The sequence below is a fragment of the Pseudomonas sp. PDM20 genome, assembly GCF_014852575.3.
Lineage (GTDB): Bacteria > Pseudomonadota > Gammaproteobacteria > Pseudomonadales > Pseudomonadaceae > Pseudomonas.
Genome location: NZ_CM181224.1, coordinates 4,394,940 through 4,409,940, shown reverse-complemented (window position 1 = coordinate 4,409,940; position 15,001 = coordinate 4,394,940). Strand labels below are relative to the sequence as shown.

The 15,001-nt window shown below is 64.3% G+C and carries 12 protein-coding genes; 8 read left to right on the top strand and 4 right to left on the bottom strand.

Features of this window, described 5'->3' with window-relative positions; all coding sequences use genetic code 11:
- Positions 1-153: 153 nt before the first annotated feature.
- The gene (locus tag IB261_RS20080; RefSeq protein ID WP_192381299.1) at positions 154-963 is read left to right on the top strand and encodes an MOSC domain-containing protein; all 810 of its coding nucleotides are present in this window, start codon (positions 154-156) and stop codon (positions 961-963) included.
- A 56-nt stretch (positions 964-1,019) separates the two neighbouring features.
- Here the strand turns inward: IB261_RS20080 and IB261_RS20075 are convergent, their stop codons facing one another.
- Together IB261_RS20075 and IB261_RS20070 are read right to left on the bottom strand one after the other, a co-directional pair.
- The gene (locus IB261_RS20075) at positions 1,020-1,400 is read right to left on the bottom strand and encodes a lysozyme inhibitor LprI family protein (RefSeq protein ID WP_151187753.1); all 381 of its coding nucleotides are present in this window, start codon (positions 1,398-1,400) and stop codon (positions 1,020-1,022) included.
- Positions 1,401-1,459: 59 nt separating this feature from the next.
- Positions 1,460-3,385 carry a transglycosylase SLT domain-containing protein gene (locus IB261_RS20070; RefSeq protein WP_151187752.1) on the bottom strand — a complete coding sequence of 642 codons (1,926 nt, stop codon included), beginning with the start codon at positions 3,383-3,385 and terminating at the stop codon, positions 1,460-1,462.
- A gap of 210 nt (positions 3,386-3,595) precedes the next feature.
- On the opposite strand from IB261_RS20070, the gene IB261_RS20065 reads away from it, so the two are divergent.
- Both IB261_RS20065 and IB261_RS20060 read left to right on the top strand, forming a co-directional pair.
- Positions 3,596-5,509: an ATP-binding cassette domain-containing protein gene (locus IB261_RS20065; RefSeq protein WP_192381300.1), complete on the top strand. Its 1,914-nt coding sequence runs from the start codon at positions 3,596-3,598 to the stop codon at positions 5,507-5,509.
- Between the two features lie 62 nt (positions 5,510-5,571).
- Complete coding sequence (locus IB261_RS20060) at positions 5,572-6,258, top strand: DUF6901 family protein (RefSeq protein WP_081519440.1); 687 nt, start codon at positions 5,572-5,574, stop codon at positions 6,256-6,258.
- Positions 6,259-6,301: 43 nt separating this feature from the next.
- Here the strand turns inward: IB261_RS20060 and IB261_RS20055 are convergent, their stop codons facing one another.
- Positions 6,302-6,742 carry a universal stress protein gene (locus IB261_RS20055; RefSeq protein WP_024766849.1) on the bottom strand — a complete coding sequence of 147 codons (441 nt, stop codon included), beginning with the start codon at positions 6,740-6,742 and terminating at the stop codon, positions 6,302-6,304.
- An 81-nt stretch (positions 6,743-6,823) separates the two neighbouring features.
- On the opposite strand from IB261_RS20055, the gene IB261_RS20050 reads away from it, so the two are divergent.
- Positions 6,824-7,258: a hypothetical protein gene (locus IB261_RS20050; protein WP_081519441.1), complete on the top strand. Its 435-nt coding sequence runs from the start codon at positions 6,824-6,826 to the stop codon at positions 7,256-7,258.
- 5 nt (positions 7,259-7,263) lie between these two features.
- On the opposite strand, the gene IB261_RS20045 is transcribed toward IB261_RS20050, so the two are convergent.
- Entirely contained in the window at positions 7,264-8,070 is an 807-nt protein-coding gene (locus IB261_RS20045) for a hypothetical protein (protein ID WP_081519442.1), read from the bottom strand.
- Positions 8,071-8,544: 474 nt separating this feature from the next.
- Between IB261_RS20045 and fadB the strand changes: the two genes are divergently transcribed.
- The 4 genes from fadB to topA all read left to right on the top strand — a co-directional run bounded on the left by fadB (position 8,545) and on the right by topA (position 14,984).
- Entirely contained in the window at positions 8,545-10,692 is a 2,148-nt protein-coding gene (gene fadB, locus IB261_RS20040; RefSeq protein WP_081519443.1) for a fatty acid oxidation complex subunit alpha FadB, read from the top strand.
- Between the two features lie 30 nt (positions 10,693-10,722).
- Entirely contained in the window at positions 10,723-11,898 is a 1,176-nt protein-coding gene (fadA, locus tag IB261_RS20035) for an acetyl-CoA C-acyltransferase FadA (protein WP_081519444.1), read from the top strand.
- A 123-nt stretch (positions 11,899-12,021) separates the two neighbouring features.
- Positions 12,022-12,285 carry a DUF1653 domain-containing protein gene (locus tag IB261_RS20030; protein ID WP_192381301.1) on the top strand — a complete coding sequence of 88 codons (264 nt, stop codon included), beginning with the start codon at positions 12,022-12,024 and terminating at the stop codon, positions 12,283-12,285.
- A 92-nt stretch (positions 12,286-12,377) separates the two neighbouring features.
- On the top strand, positions 12,378-14,984 hold the full coding sequence (topA, locus tag IB261_RS20025; protein WP_192381302.1) for a type I DNA topoisomerase: 2,607 nt from the start codon (positions 12,378-12,380) through the stop codon (positions 14,982-14,984).
- Positions 14,985-15,001: the final 17 nt, after the last annotated feature.

Genomic DNA, 15,001 nt, shown 5'->3' with positions numbered 1-15,001 from the left:
CCGACGGTCCGCGGGCATGGCCCGCTCCTGCAGGGTGAGCCCCGCGTCGCTTTCGTAGGATCGGGCCATGCCCGCGACAAATGCGCCCCCATTGCTAGACGCCCGTCCCTCGCCGTATAAGGTCGCTTCCGCCTGCATGAAAGGAAGCTTCCGATGTACAGCCTGAGCGAGCTCTACCGCTACCCGGTCAAGTCCACCGGCTACGAGCCCCTGGAGTCCGTCCGCCTGGACGCCCTGGGCCTGGAAGGGGATCGACGCTGGATGGTGGTGGAGGCGTCCAATGGCCGCTTCCTGACCCAGCGCCTGCTGCCGCAGATGGGCCGCATCGAGGCGCGCTGGCAGGATGACTTCCATGGTCTGCGCCTGCGTGCGCCGGGAATGCAAGATATCTTCGTGTCAGTGCCTGAAAGCGACGCCAACCTGCGCGGCGTGCTGATCTGGCGCGACATGCTGCAAGTGCCGGACGCCGGCGATGAGGCGGCACAGTGGCTGAGCAGCTTCCTCGGCCGCGACGTGCGCCTGGTGCAGATGCCCGAGCAGCGCGCGCGCCAGGTGGATACCGCCTACGCCGAACCCGGTGAGCACGTGCATTTCGCCGATGGCTTCCCGCTGCTGCTGATCGGCCAGGGTTCGCTGGATGATCTGTCGGCCAAGGTCGGTCGCCCGCTGGAGATGCTGCGCTTCCGCCCGAATCTGGTGGTCACCGGCGCCGAACCCTTCGCCGAAGACGGCTGGAAACGCATCCGCATCGGCGACGTCACCTTCAAGGTGGCCAAGCCCTGCTCGCGCTGCATCCTTACCACCATCGACCCGCACACCGGCGAGCGCGATGCCGCCCGCGAGCCGCTGGCGACCCTGCTGGGCTATCGCAACGTCAATGGCGAGGCTCTGTTCGGCCAGAATCTGCTGGCGGAGAACCGTGGCGAGCTGAAACTGGGCATGCCGGTGGAAGTGCTGGAATAACGCTGGAATGACGCTGAGGCGGCGCGCCCGGACGGGCGCGCCGGATGACGCGGGATTTACAGCTTGCTGTCGACGCAACCGGTGCTCTGGCACTCGCGCTCACGCTCGCGCAGCACGACCAGGCGCTCGTTGGTCTTGTCCACGGCACACTGCAGGTTGACGAAATAGCCGCCGTCGCGCTCGTAGCTGCACTGGGCGTCGCGGTCCTTGATCCAGGCGATCTGGCTCTTCTTCAGTGCGGCCTTCTGGCCGTCGTTGAGCATCTTGCGCAGGGTGCCGAATTCATTGTTCAGCTCGCGGTCCACCTGGGCGTATTCGGTGCTCAGGCAGTACACGCTGTCGAAGGCGTTGCGCGGTTTCTCGCAGGCGGCGAGGGCCAGATCGGCACTGAGCAGGCCGGCGGCCAGGACGGTGAGGGAGAGGAGCGACTGGCGCATGGAATTTCCTTTTCCTTGAGGGGATGAAGACCGCCCGGCGGTGCCGGGCGGGGGAGGGATCAGAGCTCGTCGAAGAAGCGTTCGTGCCAGTCGACGATGGGTTGCGGCGCGTTGAGCTTCTGCCCGTAGATCACCGCGTAGGACAGCACGTTCTGCACGTAGGAGCGGGTCTCGTCGAACGGAATGGTCTCGACCCAGACGTCGAAGGCCAGGTGACGCGCATCCTTCAGCCACTGGCGCACACGGCCGGGGCCGGCGTTGTAGGCGGCGGTGGCGAGCACACGGTTGCCGTTGAACTGGCCGTGCACCTGGCTCAGGTAGGCGGCGCCGAGCTGGATGTTCACGTCCGGCACGATCAGTTGCTGCTGCGAAGCCAGCGGGATGCCGAACTTGCGCGAGGTTTCCTTGGCGGTGGCCGGCATCAGCTGCATCAGCCCGGTGGCACCGACGCCGGAGCGCGCATCGGACATGAAGGCGCTTTCCTGGCGGGTGATGGCGAACACCCAGCTGGAGTGCAGGCCGCGATTGCGCGCCTCGCGCACCAGGGTGTTGCGGTAGGCCATGGGGAAGCGGATATCGAGGTCATCCCAGTACTTCGCCTGGCTGATCGCGCGGATCGCCGGGAAGTACCACTGCATGTCGTAGGCGATCTTCGCCTGGGCCAGCAGCTCGTCGTGGCTCAGGTGGCGGGCCGCGTGGTACCACTCGCGACGGGCGTTGATGATCTCGCCGCGGGCGTAGAACTCCAGGGCGCGGCGGGTGCTCGGTGCGTTGCGCACGCGCTGCATCGTCCCGGCATCGGGCGAAACAGGTCGATTGTTCAACTGGTAGGGGGCGTTGATCCGGTCGGCGGCGAGAAAACCGTAGAAATCACGCTCGCCGGCAACCGGCTGGTACAGGCTGATGGCCTGCTTGTTCTGCGGTTGCGCCAGTTGCAGCGAGCGAGCCTGCCAGTATTTCCAGCGATTGGTCTCGGCCAGCGACGGCGGCAGGGCGCGGGTCAGTTCGTAGGCTTCTTCCCAGCGGCCCAGGCGCAGCAGCAGACGCAGGCGCCATTCGGTGACGGTGTCGTCGCGCAGTTGCGGGTCGTACTTGACCATCATCGGCAGCGCGCGCGGGTCATAGCGGCGCGCCAGGCTCAGGCCGATCTCGCGGGCGATGGAGACTTTCTCGTCGCTGGAGAAGGGCAGCACCGAGCTGTAGTAGTCGAGCAGGCTGATGGCTTTTTCCGGGTCCTGCTTGGCCAGGCGGCGCAGGCCCAGGCCGACGACGTCGGCGGTGGCGTGGTCACGGGCGCCGAAGCGGGTGGTCTGGCTCAACTGCGCAGGATTCTGCGCCACATTGACCATCAGCGCGCCCTGGCTGCCGAGGGTCGGCAGGCGCTTGGAGAGCACCGTGGCGAGGCTGTAGTTACCTTTCTCGGCGGCCAGCTTCAGGCGTTTCCAGACCTTCTCCTCGGTGAGCTGGCCGTCGGCCTGCCACAGGGCGAAGGTCGTGTCGCAGGCATCGGGCTGCGGCTTGCCGACCAGCCAGAGCTTCTCGGCGGTGGCGTAGCCGTCGGCCTTGTTGCCGTGGCCCAACTGGTACTGGCCGTAGAGGCAGTCCAGCTCGGTGAAGTTCATCTTCGGGTCGTAATAACGGACGAAGGTGTTCCAGTCGCCGCGATCGGCCAGCTGGCGCATCCAGCGCAGCTTCAGCCAGTTGATCTGCGGCAGGTCGCCGTGCTGTTCGATGAAGCGCTCGATCTCGGCGTTGCTGGCGCTTTTCAGGCGGTTGGTCAGCTCGTCGTAGGCCAGGTACGGCTGCAGCGGATAATCGGCCAGTGCCGATTGGTAGCTGAAGTACGGGCCGCTGTCGCCGCGCGCCAGGGCCTTCTGCGCCTCGTCGTACATCTGGCGCTGCTGGGGCAGGGACGCTGCGTTGGCTGTCGAAGCGGACAGGCTGAGGATCAGGCAGGAAAACAGTGAGAAAAGGCGACCGCGCATGGCTCTTCCGGGAAGATGATCGGTGGGCGCTGGATGGCGCGCGCCCGCTGCCGGGTAGCTTAGCCTGTTGCGCGCGGGGGGTGAAAGCGCCACCAGGGCTGCCTGGCTCAAAGGCGGACGAATGTCTCGCCCCGGCACTTTGTCCGCACCCCTCTGACTTTTCCGCGCTTTCCCTTAAACTGCGCGCCCTGTTTTACGGAAGATGCCCTCATGACCCTGCTCAAGTTAACCGACGTGTCCCTCGCCTTCGGCACCACTCCGCTGCTGGATAAGGTGTCCTGGCAGATCGCTCGCGGTGAGCGGGTCTGCATCATCGGCCGCAACGGCACCGGCAAGTCGAGCATGCTCAAGCTGGTCAAGGGCGAGCAGAAGCCCGATGACGGCGACATCTGGCGCGCCCCCTCGCTGAAGATCGGCGAGCTGCCGCAGGAGCTGCCGCGGGCCGACGATCGCACCGTCTACGACGTGGTCGCCGAAGGCCTGGCCGAAGTCGGTGAGCTGCTGGCGCAGTACCACCACCTGAGCATGCACATCGAAAACGAAGAGGACCTGAACAAGCTGGCGCGCGTCCAGCAGGACCTCGAAGCCCGCGATGGCTGGCGCCTGGGGCAACTGGTGGACACCACGCTGAGCCGCCTGCAGCTGCCGGCCGACAAGACCCTCGCCGAGCTCTCCGGTGGTTGGCGCCGTCGTGTGCTGCTGGCCCAGGCGCTGGTCGCCGAGCCCGACCTGCTGCTGCTGGACGAGCCGACCAACCACCTGGACATCGGCGCCATCGCCTGGCTGGAAAACGCCCTGGCGGACTTCCCCGGCGCCGTGCTGTTCATCACCCACGACCGCTCCTTCCTGCAGGCCGTGGCGACCCGTATCCTCGAGCTGGACCGCGGCCACCTGATCGACTGGAACGGCGACTACGCGAGCTTCCTCGTCCATAAAGAGCAGGAACTGGCGGCGGAAGAGGCGGCCAACGCGCTGTTCGACAAGCGCCTGGCCCAGGAGGAAGTGTGGATTCGCCAGGGCATCAAGGCCCGCCGCACCCGTAACGAAGGCCGCGTGCGCGCGCTGAAGGCGATGCGCAACGAACGCGCCGAACGCCGCGAGCGCCAGGGCAAGGCCAGCTTCCAGATGGAGACGGCCGAGAAGTCCGGCAAGCAGGTGATCGTCGTCGAAAAGGCCGGCTTTGCCCATCCGGGCGGCCCGGCGCTGATCCGTGATTTCTCCCTGGTGCTGCAGCGCGGCGACCGTATCGGCCTGCTGGGCGCCAACGGCACCGGCAAGACCACGCTGCTCAAGCTGCTGCTGGGCGACCTGCAGCCGACTTCGGGCAGCGTCAAGGAAGGCACCCGACTGGAAGTGGCTTATTTCGACCAGCTGCGTCACCAGCTGGAGCCGGAAAAGACCGTCATCGACAACATTTCCGAAGGTCGCGAATTCATCACGATCAACGGGCAGAATCGCCACGTCCTCAGCTACCTTGGCGACTTCCTGTTCTCCCCGCAGCGCGCCCGGACCCCGGTGAAAGCGCTCTCCGGTGGCGAGCGGGCACGCCTGTTGCTGGCGAAGTTGTTCAGCAAGCCGGCCAACCTGCTGGTGCTGGACGAACCGACCAACGACCTGGACGTGGAAACCCTGGAACTGCTGGAAGAAGTGCTGCTGACCTTCGACGGCACCGTATTGATGGTCAGCCACGACCGGGCCTTCCTCGACAACGTGGTGACCAGCACCCTGGTGTTCGAAGGCGAAGGGCGCGTGCGCGAATTCGTCGGTGGCTACCAGGACTGGCTGCGCCAGGGCGGCTCGCCCAAGTTGCTCGGCGTGGGTGAGGAGAAGGGCGACAAGCCCGCCGCCGCACCTGTCGCCGAAGTGCCTGTGGCGGCACCTGCTGCGGTGGAAGCGGCGGCGCCGAAGAAGAAGCTGAGCTACAAGCTGCAGCGCGAGCTGGAGGCCATTCCCGGGCAGATTGACGCTCTGGAGGCAGAAATGGCTGCGCTGCAAGCAGAAACCGCAGCGCCGAATTTCTACCAGCGTCCGCCCACCGAGGCGCAGGCTGTTCTGGATCGCCTGGGGTCGCTGCAAGGGGAGCTGGACCAACTGATCGAGCGCTGGGCCGAACTGGAAGAGTGATCCGTTCGGTCCGGTGATGTGCCCGTGCGTATCGCTGATCAAAGACTGTTAGGGATGGCCGAATGGCAATCGAGTACCGCATCACCCTGGATGATGAGCACGAGTTCAGTTACCGCATCGAGCTGGAGCGCCAGTACGACGCCCAGATAGCCGCCCAGACCCCGCGCTGGACGCGTCTGGAGAACAACCGTTGCAGCAACTGCCCGCTGAACCCGGCGCAGTACAGCCACTGCCCGGCGGCGGTGGACCTGCACCGGGTGATCGAGGATTTTCGTGGTTTGCCGGCCTTCAAGAAGGTCTCGGTGCAGGTACGCACGCCGGAGCGCGAGTACATCAAGCACGCGGGGCTGGAAGAGGGCCTGCGCGCGCTGCTCGGGGTGATCATGGCCACCAGTGCCTGCCCGCTGCTGGGCAAGCTCAAGCCGATGGCGCAACAGCACCTGCCGTTCGCCAGCAACCAGGAGTTCATCCTGCGCGCCGTGTCGCTGTACCTGATGCGCCAGTACTTCAACTTCCGTGAAGGGCGGCATGCGGATTGGGAGCTGAAGGGGCTGGTGAAGCAGTTCCAGCAGTTGCAGCTGGTGAACCAGGCGTTCTGGCAGCGGATTCACGAGACCTGCGACGGCGACTCGAACCTGAAGGCTTTCCTCAGCTTCTTCTCCATGGCGTCGAGCATGAGCTATTCGCTGGAGGCGCAACTGCAGAAGGTGCGGCCGCTGCTGATGAGCGGGGACATGCTCGGGGCCTGAAACGCAGCGGGCCCCGCAGGGCCCGCCGTCTACCCAGGTTGGCTCAGCTAGTTTTCTGCAGGCGCACGGCGAGGACATCGCAGGGCGCACCGTGCAGCACGTCGTTGGCGGTGGAGCCCAGCAGCAGGGCGAGGCCGTGGCGGCCGTGGCTACCGACGACGATCAGGTCGCAGTCCTGCTCATCGGCAAGGCGGTGGATTTCCTGGCGCGGCTGGCCGTAGACCAGGTGGCACTGGGAGCTGGTGATTTCGGCGTAGGTGAGGGTGAACTGGTGCAGGCGTTCCTTGGCCTGGTCGAATTGCTGCTGCTGCAGCATCGACAGGTCCATCGGCACGTCGCCGCCGAAGGCCATGGCCATGGGCTCGACCACATGCACCGCCGAGAGCCGGGCATCGTTGGCCTTGGCCAGTGCGACCGCCCGCTTCATCACCGGATCGCATTCTTCGGTAAGGTCGACGGCGACCAGAATGTGTTGGTAGGGCATGAGCGTCTCCTCCGGGGGACTCGTTATTAATCAGTATGGCCCCAATGGCCGTGCTTGACCTGTTTGACCGGTATAACCGATATGACCACGTGGATGGTAATCCTGCTCATTGCATTGGTGCTCAGCCCGCTGACCTGGCTGATCCCTTCGCGCGGCCAGCGCGGGCAGATGGACCTGCGCCTGCAGGCGCGACGCCTGGGCCTGGCCATGCAGATGGCGCAGCAGGAATGGCCCCACTGGCTGGAGCGGCAGCCGCCGCGCCAGTGCGCGCAGTACCACCGCGCCCGCGGGAAGAACCGCGATGTCTGGTGCTACTGGCAGAGCGAGCCGGGCGTCTGGCTGGATCGCTGGCGCGAGGCGAGCGCCCCTGCCGAGCTGGCCCAGGCGCTGGCCAGCCTGCCGAAGGACGTCTACAAGGTCGAGGCGACACCCCAGTTCCTCGCGCTGTACTGGGGGGAGCGGGGCGACAGCAGCGACCTCGAGCGGGTCGCCAGCTTCCTTAAACAGCATGCCTGAGGCGATCAGCTCTGCTGCGCGGCATAGAGACCGGAGACTTTCTCCAGGTCTTCGATGATGCGGTCGGAGTACTTGTTGATCAGGAAGGGCACGCTGTTCTGGTTGTAGTTCTGCAGCGATTTCTCGATGTAGCGCCACTTGATCGCCACGCCGCGTAGCTCCTGGCCGATCTCCGGCGTGGTCTGCGGCGCCTGCTGCAGCTTCACCAGGTTGATCGCGAAGCGGTTGGCCAGGTCGTCCAGCGGGCGCTCCTCGCCGCCGCCGAAGAAGCTGGCGCCCACCGAGGCGTTGCGCGAGGCGTAGTCCACCGCGATGTCCTGCATCAGCAGGCTCTGCTCGCGGGTCTGCTGGGTCAGCGGCGGGACCTTGCTGCCGCTTTCCTCCTGGATTTTCGCGTAGAGCTGCTCTGCGGTGTCCAGCAGCTTGCGGTTCTGTGCCGCGAGGTCAGCCACCGGTTGCAGGTCGGTGTAGCCGCTCTTGTCCAGCGCGCCGGTGAGGACGTGCAACTGAGCCGCGTAGGCCTTCCATTCGTCCTGCAGTTCGGTCTTGAGCTTCTTCGATTCGGTGCCGGGCATTTCCCCGAGCTTGCCCAGGGCGTCGGTGGCGCTCTGCGACGAGGTCTCGACCATCCTGGCGTACTTCTGGTCGCCCTCCATCGCATTGAACATGAAGAAGTCGCCGAGGCTGCGTTGGGCGGCGAGGCGCGTCTGGTGGACATTGAGCAGGTCGCTGGCGGCGTCGGCGGCAGCGATGAGGGGCAGGGCGGTGAGCGCGAGCGCAGACAGCAGACGCACTAGCGGACGGCTGGGCATCGTTCCAACTCCTTGGAGCCATGGGCTTCTTGTTGTTTTGTATTCCACAGGTTCCAGGCGTCTGCCGGCGTTGGCAGAAGGCAGATCGCCATTGCGCCCGACTCTAGCGCGGGCCATGGGGTTTGAACAGTGGCTGTCGGGACGTTGGTGCCAGGTAACAATTGTCACGATAGGCGTGGTGAATAGCTCATCAGGGTTGCGCTGAATGCTCCGGCCCAGACGCCCCGGCCGCTTTGCGACTGTTACGTCTCGCCGATTGACAAGCATTGGCTTTTGCTAGAAGGTGGGCGCACCCAAATCAAACGGGCGTATGAATCGATCGTTTGCCACGTGCGAAGGATCCAACATAACGCCCCGGCTATCGCGTCGGCGGGTGTGCCGCAAGCTTTGGGACTAACCTCGGCACTGCCGAGCGGTCCCGATACACGGTGTCCGACGTGTGATTTCAAGCTTCCCTAGCGTGGAGATCAGTTGATGATTTACCAAGGTAAAGCCATCACGGTTAAGGCTCTTGAGAGCGGCATCGTCGAACTGAATTTCGACCTCAAGGGCGAGTCCGTCAACAAGTTCAACCGACTCACCCTGAATGAACTGCGTCAAGCAGTCGATACCATCAAGGCCGATGCGTCCGTCAAAGGCGTGATCGTGACCAGCGGCAAGGGCGTGTTCATCGTCGGCGCCGACATCACCGAGTTCGTCGACAACTTCAAGCTGCCTGACGAAGAGCTGCTGGCCGGCAACCTCGAAGCCAACAAGATCTTCAGCGACTTCGAAGACCTGAACGTTCCGACCGTAGCCGCGATCAACGGCATCGCCCTGGGCGGCGGTCTGGAAATGTGCCTGGCTGCCGACTTCCGTGTCATGAGCGCCACCGCCAAGGTCGGCCTGCCGGAAGTGAAGCTGGGCATCTACCCGGGCTTCGGCGGCACCGTTCGCCTGCCGCGCATCATCGGTTGCGACAACGCAGTCGAGTGGATCGCCTCGGGCAAGGAAAACCGTGCTGAAGACGCGCTGAAAGTCGGCGCCGTCGACGCCGTTGTGGCTCCGGAGCAGCTGCAAGCCGCCGCCCTGGACCTGGTCAAGCGCGCCATCGCCGGCGAGCTGGACCACAAGGCCCGCCGTCAGCCGAAGCTGGAAAAGCTCAAGCTGAACGCCATCGAGCAGATGATGGCCTTCGAAACAGCCAAGGGCTTCGTCGCAGGCCAGGCCGGCCCGAACTACCCGGCTCCGGTCGAAGCGATCAAGTCGATCCAGAAAGCCGCCAACTTCGGTCGTGACAAGGCGCTGGAAATCGAAGCCCAGGGCTTCGTGAAGCTGGCCAAGACCTCGGTTGCGCAGAGCCTGATCGGCCTGTTCCTCAACGACCAGGACCTGAAGAAGAAGGCCAAGCAGTACGACGAGATCGCCAAGGACGTGAAACTGGCCGCCGTACTGGGCGCCGGCATCATGGGTGGCGGCATCGCCTACCAGTCCGCTTCCAAGGGCACTCCGATCCTGATGAAGGATATCCGCGAAGAGGGTATCCAGATGGGGCTGAACGAGGCCTCGAAGCTGCTGGGCAAGCGCGTCGAAAAAGGCCGCATGACCCCGGCCAAGATGGCCGAGGCCCTGAACGCCATTCGCCCGACCATGTCCTACGGCGACTTCGGCAACGTCGACATCGTCGTCGAAGCCGTGGTCGAGAATCCGAAGGTCAAGCAGATCGTTCTGGCCGAAGTTGAAGGCGTAGTGAAGGAAGATGCGGTCCTCGCGTCGAATACCTCCACCATCTCCATCAACCTGCTGGCCAAGGCGCTCAAGCGTCCGGAAAACTTCGTCGGCATGCACTTCTTCAACCCGGTGCACATGATGCCCCTGGTCGAAGTTATCCGCGGCGAGAAGTCCAGTGACGTCGCTGTCGCCACCACCGTGGCCTACGCCAAGAAGATGGGCAAGAACCCCATCGTGGTGAATGACTGCCCCGGCTTCCTGGTCAACCGCGTGCTGTTCCCGTACTTCGGCGGCTTCTCCAAGCTGCTGGGCTTCGGTGTGGACTTCGTGCGCATCGACAAGATCATGGAGAAGTTCGGCTGGCCCATGGGCCCGGCCTATCTGTCCGACGTGGTCGGCATCGACACCGGCCACCACGGCCGTGACGTGATGGCTGAAGGCTTCCCGGACCGCATGGCCGTGGAAGGCAAGACTGCCGTCGACGTAATGTACGATGCCAACCGCCTGGGTCAGAAGAACGGCAAGGGCTTCTACGCCTACGAGACCGACAAGCGCGGCAAGCCGAAGAAAGTCACCGATCCGCAGGCCTATGAACTGCTGAAGTCCATCGTCACCGAGCAGCGCGAGCTGACCGACGAGGACATCATCAACTTCATGATGATCCCGCTGTGCCTGGAAACCGTGCGCTGCCTGGAAGATGGCATCGTCGAAACCGCTGCCGAGGCCGACATGGGCCTGATCTACGGCATCGGCTTCCCTCCCTTCCGTGGCGGTGCCCTGCGTTACATCGACTCCATCGGTGTGGCCGAATTCGTCGCACTGGCCGACCAGTACGCCGACCTGGGTGCGCTGTACCACCCGACCGCGAAGCTGCGTGAAATGGCCAAGAACGGCCAGAAGTTCTTCGGTTGAGTGCGCAACGAATAGAGCGAGAGTGAATTTATGAGCCTGAATCCGAGAGACGCCGTCATTGTCGACTTCGGCCGCACCCCGATGGGCCGTTCGAAGGGTGGCATGCACCGCAACACCCGCGCGGAGAACATGTCCGCGCACCTGATCAGCAAGCTCCTGGAGCGCAACCCGAAGATCGACCCGGCGGAAGTCGAGGACGTGATCTGGGGCTGCGTGAACCAGACCCTGGAGCAGGGCTGGAACATCGCACGCATGGCGTCGCTGATGACCCAGATCCCGCACACCAGCGCCGGCCAGACCGTCAGCCGCCTGTGCGGCTCGTCCATGAGCGCCCTGCACACTGCCGTGCAGGCGATCCAGACCGGTAACGGTGACGTCTTCGTCATCGGCGGCGTGGAGCACATGGGCCACGTCGGCATGATGCACGGCGTCGATCCGAACCCGCACATGTCCCTGTACGCCGCCAAGGCGTCGGGCATGATGGGCCTGACCGCCGAAATGCTGGGCAAGATGCACGGCATCACCCGCGAGGCGCAGGACAAGTTCGGCGTGCGTTCGCACCAGCTGGCCTGGAAAGCGACTCAGGAAGGCAAGTTCAAAGACGAAATCATCCCGATGGAAGGTTACGACGAGAACGGCTTCCTGAAGGTCTTCGACTTCGACGAAACCATCCGTCCGGAAACCACCCTGGAAAGCCTGGCGGCCCTGAAGCCGGCCTTCAACCCGAAGGGCGGCACCGTGACGGCGGGTACTTCCTCGCAGATCACTGACGGCGCTTCCTGCATGATCGTCATGAGCGCCCAGCGCGCCCAGGACCTCGGCGTGCAGCCGATGGCCGTGGTTCGCGCCATGGCTGTGGCGGGCGTTGATCCGGCGATCATGGGCTACGGCCCGGTTCCGTCGACCAACAAGGCGCTCAAGCGTGCCGGCCTGACCATCAACGACATCGACTTCTTCGAGCTCAACGAAGCCTTCGCCGCACAGGCCCTGCCGGTGCTGAAGGACCTCAAGATCCTCGACAAGATGGAAGAGAAGGTCAACCTGCACGGCGGCGCCATCGCCCTGGGTCACCCGTTCGGCTGCTCCGGTGCGCGTATCTCCGGCACCCTGCTGAACGTGATGAAGCAGAACAGTGGCACCCTGGGCGTGTCCACCATGTGCGTGGGCCTCGGTCAGGGCATCACCACCGTCTTCGAACGCGTCTAAGCTTTCGTCGATGGGAGAGCCGGGGCCTTGTGCCCCGGCTTTCGTTTTTGTCGGGCGGGGATTGCCCGACGGCCGCGCAATGAGCACAATCGCCGCCTTTTGGCCGGCCGAGGGAGAACCGACATGCACTTGCAGCCCGGACTGTATCGACATTACAAGGGACAGCAGTACCGCGTTCTCGGCGTCGCCCAGCATTCCGAGACCGAGGAAGAGCTGGTGATCTACCAGGCGCTGTACGGCGAATTCGGCCTCTGGGTACGCCCGCTGAGCATGTTCACCGAGGCGGTGGAAGTGAATGGCGAGAACGTTCCGCGCTTCGCTCTGGTGAGCGCCGAAAACGATCCGCTGGGTCTTCAGACCGGCCCGTCCGGCGAAACCCAAGCTTGACCTTGGCGCGACCGCCACTATATATAGCGGTGCCGCTCCTAGCTCCTCCCTCCTTATAAATTCATCTTTTCGACGCAGGAATATTCCGATCCATGGGTAAATCGCTGGTCATCGTGGAATCACCGGCCAAGGCCAAGACCATCAACAAGTACCTGGGCAACCAGTACGTGGTGAAGTCGAGCATCGGCCACATCCGCGACCTGCCCACCAGCGGCTCGTCCGCGTCGAAGGAGCCTGCGGCAAAAACGCGCAAGACCGCTGCCGAGGCGCCGGCCCTGTCGCCGAAGGAGAAGGCCAAGCGCCAGCTCGTCACCCGCATGGGCGTCGATCCGGAGCACGGCTGGAAGGCCAAGTACGAGATCCTGCCCGGCAAGGAAAAGGTGATCGAGGAGCTGCGCCGCCTGGCCAAGGATGCCGACACCATCTATCTCGCAACCGACTTGGACCGCGAAGGGGAGGCCATTGCCTGGCACCTGCGCGAGGCCATCGGCGGCGACGACTCGCGCTACAAGCGCGTGGTCTTCAACGAAATCACCAAGAAGGCCATCCAGGAAGCCTTCTCCCAGCCCGGCGAGCTGGATATCAACCGTGTGAATGCCCAGCAGGCACGCCGCTTCCTCGATCGCGTGGTGGGCTACATGGTCTCGCCGCTGCTGTGGGCCAAGATCGCCCGTGGCCTGTCCGCCGGCCGCGTGCAGTCGGTGGCGGTGAAGCTGGTGGTCGAGCGTGAGCGCGAGATCCGTGCCTTCGTTCCCGAAGAGTACTGGGAAGTGCACGCCGACCTCGGCACGCCGAAGAACGACAAGGTCCGCTTCGAAGTGGTGCGCGAGAAGGGCGAAGCCTTCAAGCCGCTGAACGAAGCCCAGGCCACCACTGCCCTGGAGAAGCTCAAGGCCTCCAGCTACAGCATCGCCAAGCGCGAAGACAAGCCGACATCCAGCAAGCCCTCGGCGCCGTTCATCACCTCCACCCTGCAGCAGGCCGCGAGCAACCGCCTGGGCTTCGGGGTGAAGAAGACCATGATGATGGCCCAGCGTCTCTACGAAGCCGGCTACATCACCTATATGCGTACCGACTCGACCAACCTGTCGGCCGACGCCATCGACATGGTGCGCGGCTTCATCGACAGCGAGTTCGGCAAGAAATACCTGCCGGCCAAGCCGAACTTCTACTCCAGCAAGGAAGGCGCCCAGGAAGCTCACGAAGCGATTCGTCCTTCCGACGTCAACCTGCGTCCGACCCAGCTGTCGGGCATGGAACGCGACGCCGAGCGCCTCTACGACCTGATCTGGCGCCAGTTCGTGGCCTGCCAGATGCCGCCGGCCGAGTACCTGTCCACCACCGTCAGCGCGGCTGCCGGTGACTTCGAGCTGCGCGCCAAGGGCCGCATTCTCAAGTTCGACGGCTACACCAAGGTGCTGCCGCAGCAGAGCAAGCCGGGCGAGGATGACGTCCTGCCGGAAATGAACCAGGGCGACGCGATGAAGCTGCTCAAGCTCGATCCGAGCCAGCACTTCACCAAGCCGCCGGCGCGCTTCTCCGAAGCCAGCCTGGTCAAGGAACTGGAAAAACGCGGCATCGGCCGGCCGTCCACCTACGCGGCGATCATCTCCACCATCCAGGAGCGCGGCTACGTCACCACCCACAATCGCCGCTTCTACGCGGAAAAGATGGGCGACATCGTCACCGACCGCCTCAACGAGAGCTTCTCCAACCTGATGGACTACGGCTTCACCGCCGGCATGGAAGAGAACCTCGATGACGTGGCCCAGGGCGAGCGCGACTGGAAAAACGTGCTGGACGAGTTCTACGGCGACTTCCGCAAGAAGCTCGACCTGGCCGAAGCCTCCAACGACGGCATGCGCGCCAACCAGCCGACCCTGACCGACATCCCCTGCCGCGAGTGCGGCCGGCCGATGATGATCCGTACCGCCTCCACCGGCGTGTTCCTCGGCTGCTCGGGCTACAGCCTGCCGCCGAAAGAGCGCTGCAAGGCGACCGTCAACCTGATTCCGGGCGACGAAATCGCCGCGGATGACGAGGGCGAATCCGAGTCCCGCGTACTGCGTGGCAAGCACCGCTGCCCGATCTGCAGCACCGCGATGGACGCCTACCTGGTCGACGAGAAGCGCAAGCTGCACATCTGCGGCAACAACCCGGATTGCGCCGGCTACGAGATCGAGGAAGGCCAGTACCGCATCAAGGGCTACGAAGGCCCGAGCCTGGAATGCGACAAGTGCGGCAGCGAGATGCAACTCAAGACCGGCCGCTTCGGCAAGTTCTTCGGCTGCACCAACCCGACCTGCAAGAACACCCGCAAGTTGCTGAAGAGCGGCGAGCCCGCGCCGCCGAAGATGGATGCCATCCGCATGCCGGAACTCAAGTGCGAGAAGGTGGACGACATTTACGTACTGCGTGACGGCGCTTCCGGCCTATTCCTGGCCGCCAGCCAGTTCCCGAAAAACCGCGAGACCCGTGCTCCGCTGGTTGCCGAGCTGGTGCCGCACAAGGAAGAGCTGGATCCGAAGTACCACTTCCTGCTCGCAGCTCCCGCGAAAGACCCGGATGGCCGCCCGGCGGTAATCCGTTTCAGCCGCAAGACCAAGGAGCAGTACGTACAGTCCGAGGTTGATGGCAAGCCCACCGGCTGGCGCGCGTTCTTCGACGGTGGCAAGTGGAAGGTCGAAGACAAGCGCTGATGGAAGGCGCGCCCCGC

What these genes read in the sequence shown, in the direction of transcription:
- IB261_RS20080 (WP_192381299.1), top strand. Translation starts at nt 154, where the DNA reads ATGTACAGCCTGAGCGAGCTCTACCGCTACCCGGTCAAGTCCACCGGC.
- IB261_RS20045 (WP_081519442.1), bottom strand. Translation starts at nt 8,070, where the DNA reads ATGCCCAGCCGTCCGCTAGTGCGTCTGCTGTCTGCGCTCGCGCTCACC.
- IB261_RS20030 (WP_192381301.1), top strand. Translation starts at nt 12,022, where the DNA reads ATGCACTTGCAGCCCGGACTGTATCGACATTACAAGGGACAGCAGTAC.
- IB261_RS20065 (WP_192381300.1), top strand. Translation starts at nt 3,596, where the DNA reads ATGACCCTGCTCAAGTTAACCGACGTGTCCCTCGCCTTCGGCACCACT.
- fadA (WP_081519444.1), top strand. Translation starts at nt 10,723, where the DNA reads ATGAGCCTGAATCCGAGAGACGCCGTCATTGTCGACTTCGGCCGCACC.
- IB261_RS20070 (WP_151187752.1), bottom strand. Translation starts at nt 3,385, where the DNA reads ATGCGCGGTCGCCTTTTCTCACTGTTTTCCTGCCTGATCCTCAGCCTG.
- topA (WP_192381302.1), top strand. Translation starts at nt 12,378, where the DNA reads ATGGGTAAATCGCTGGTCATCGTGGAATCACCGGCCAAGGCCAAGACC.
- IB261_RS20050 (WP_081519441.1), top strand. Translation starts at nt 6,824, where the DNA reads ATGACCACGTGGATGGTAATCCTGCTCATTGCATTGGTGCTCAGCCCG.
- IB261_RS20060 (WP_081519440.1), top strand. Translation starts at nt 5,572, where the DNA reads ATGGCAATCGAGTACCGCATCACCCTGGATGATGAGCACGAGTTCAGT.
- fadB (WP_081519443.1), top strand. Translation starts at nt 8,545, where the DNA reads ATGATTTACCAAGGTAAAGCCATCACGGTTAAGGCTCTTGAGAGCGGC.
- IB261_RS20075 (WP_151187753.1), bottom strand. Translation starts at nt 1,400, where the DNA reads ATGCGCCAGTCGCTCCTCTCCCTCACCGTCCTGGCCGCCGGCCTGCTC.
- IB261_RS20055 (WP_024766849.1), bottom strand. Translation starts at nt 6,742, where the DNA reads ATGCCCTACCAACACATTCTGGTCGCCGTCGACCTTACCGAAGAATGC.